Genomic DNA, 2,418 nt, shown 5'->3' on the forward strand with positions numbered 1-2,418 from the left:
ACCAGGGCGAAGCCAACCGCCACGGCCGGCCGCGCGGCGAACCGAGTGCCGACCTGGCGCCGGACGCCTTCGTGCTGTTTCTGCAAAACCACGACCAGGTCGGCAACCGCGCCTTCGGCGAGCGTCTCAGCGTTCTCGCCGAACCCCAGGCGTTGCGCCTGGCGATAGCGCTGCAACTGCTCGCGCCGATGATCCCGCTGCTGTTCATGGGCGAGGAATGCGCCGCGCGCGAACCGTTCCTGTATTTCACCGATCACCAGGGCGAACTGGCGGACGCGGTCCGCGAGGGACGACGCAAGGAGTTCGGCGAGTTCGGCCGCTTCGGCGAGGGCGCCACCCTGGCTTCGCTCCCCGATCCCAACGCGGTGGAGACCTTCGAGCGCTCGCGTCCCGGCCTGGCCTATTGCGACCCGGCCTGGCGCGGCTTCTACCGGCAACTGCTGGAAATCCGTCACGAACACCTGATCCCGCGCCTGCGCGGCGCCCGTTCGCTGGGCGTGACCACCATCGCCGGCGCCGCGCTGTCGGCGCGCTGGCGACTCGGTGACGGCAGTGACTGGCGAATCGACTTCAACCCTTCTCCGCTCGAAGCGGAAGTCGAGCCGCCGGCGGCCGCCACCCAGGTGCTGTTCCTCGACAACCTCGCCTGTGCCGAGTATCGCCGCGGCCGCCTAAGTCCCCGCAGCATCGCGGTCAGCCTGGAGCCCGCCCATGAGTGACGCACGCCTGGCCGAACTGGCCGCCGCCGTGGGCCTGCAACTCGACTGGCAGGACGCCAACGGACGGTCGCAGCGGGTCGACCCGGAGGTCCAGCGCGGCCTGCTGGAAGCACTCGGCTATCCGGCGCAGAGTCCGCAACAGATCGAACAGAGCCTGGCCGCGCTGGCCCGGCTGCGCGAGGACAGCGCCAACCTCGGACTGCTGGTCGGCGAATGCGGCCAGCCGCTGGAGCAAGCGCTCGGCCCCGCCGGCACCCCGGGCGAACTGGTCTACGAGGACGGCACGCGGATCGCCCTGCGCCTGGACGCCGAAGGCCGCCTGCCGGCGCAGGCCCGCAGCGGCTATGCGCAGCTGTCGCTGGAGCAGCGGGAATGGGCGGTGGCGATGGCGCCGCCGAGCTGTCCGTCCCTGGCCAGCCTCGCCCCGGGTCGCTCGCGTCGCTGGGGTCTGGCCGCCCAGGTCTATGCCCTGCGCCGCCCCGGCGACGGCGGCCTGGGCGACAGCGCCGCCCTCGAGGACCTGCTACGCAGCGCCGCGCGGCATGGCGCCGACGCGCTGGCGATCAGCCCGCTGCACGCCCTCGCCGAGGCCAACGGACATGCCTACAGCCCCTACTCGCCGTCCAGCCGGCTGTTCTTCAATGTCCTGCACGCCGCGCCGGCGAGCATTCTCGGCGCGGCGGCGGTGGAACAGGCGATCCGTCGCGCCGGCCTGGCCGCGGAGATGGCCCGCCTGGAGAGCCTGGAGCTGATCGACTGGACAGCGGCGGCGGACCTGCGCATGCGCCTGCTGCGCCAACTCCACCGCGACTTCACCGAGCGCGCCAGTCCCTTGCGCCACGACCTCGCCGAATTCCGCCGCGAAGCCGGCGAGGCGCTGCTGCACCACTGCCGCTTCGAGACCCTGCAGGCGCACCTGGGCGCTGGCCCCGACTGGCGACGCTGGCCGGAGCCGCTGCGCCGCCCCGGCGAGCCGGCGGTGGCCGCATTCTGCGCCGATCACGCCGAGGAAGTGGACTTCCGCGCCTTCGGCCAGTGGCTGACCCAACGTTGCCTGCAACATGCCCAGCGCCAGGCGCGCGAGGCCGGGATGGCCATCGGTCTGGTCGCCGACCTGGCGGTGGGCGCCGACGGCGGCGGCAGCCAGGCCTGGTCGCGGCAGGAAGAGCTGCTCGCCGAAGTGAATGTCGGCGCGCCGCCGGACATCCTCAACCAGTCCGGACAGGACTGGGGCGTTTCCGCGTTCAATCCCGAAGGCCTGCGCCGCCACGGCTACCGGGCATTCCGCGAGATGCTGCGGGCCAACCTGGCCTGGCCCGGAGGGCTACGCATCGACCACGTGATGGGCCTGCAACGTCTCTGGCTGATCCCGCGCGGCCAGCCGCCCCACGCCGGCGCCTACCTGCGCTACCCGCAACGCGAGCTGCTGCGCCTGCTGGCGCTGGAGGCCAGTCGCGCCTCGGCGCTGGTCATCGGCGAGGACCTCGGCACCGTGCCCGAAGGCCTGCGCGAGGAACTGGCACGCCGCCAAGTGCTGGGTACCCGCGTGCTGCTCTTCGAGCGGCGCGGCGAACGCTTCGTGCCCCCGGCGCAATGGCCGGCGGACGCCATGGCCACCACCAGCACCCACGACCTGCCGAGCCTGTCCGGCTGGTGGCGGGGCCAGGACATCCACTGGCGCGGCCGCGCCGGACACCGC

At 72.7% G+C, this 2,418-nt stretch carries 2 protein-coding genes; both read left to right on the forward strand.

Annotation, left to right across the window (positions count from 1 at the left end):
- Window positions 1-719 (forward strand): DUF3459 domain-containing protein (locus FFS27_RS31600; RefSeq protein ID WP_137952492.1); only part of this gene is annotated, 719 nt, incomplete at its 5' end.
- Window positions 712-2,418: 4-alpha-glucanotransferase (gene malQ, locus FFS27_RS31605; RefSeq protein ID WP_137952493.1), on the forward strand; the 1,707-nt coding region annotated here is incomplete at its 3' end. The genes FFS27_RS31600 and malQ, both read left to right, overlap by 8 nt.

Source organism: Pseudomonas sp. 2VD (assembly GCF_005503585.1).
GTDB classification, from domain to species: Bacteria; Pseudomonadota; Gammaproteobacteria; order Pseudomonadales; family Pseudomonadaceae; genus Pseudomonas; species Pseudomonas aeruginosa.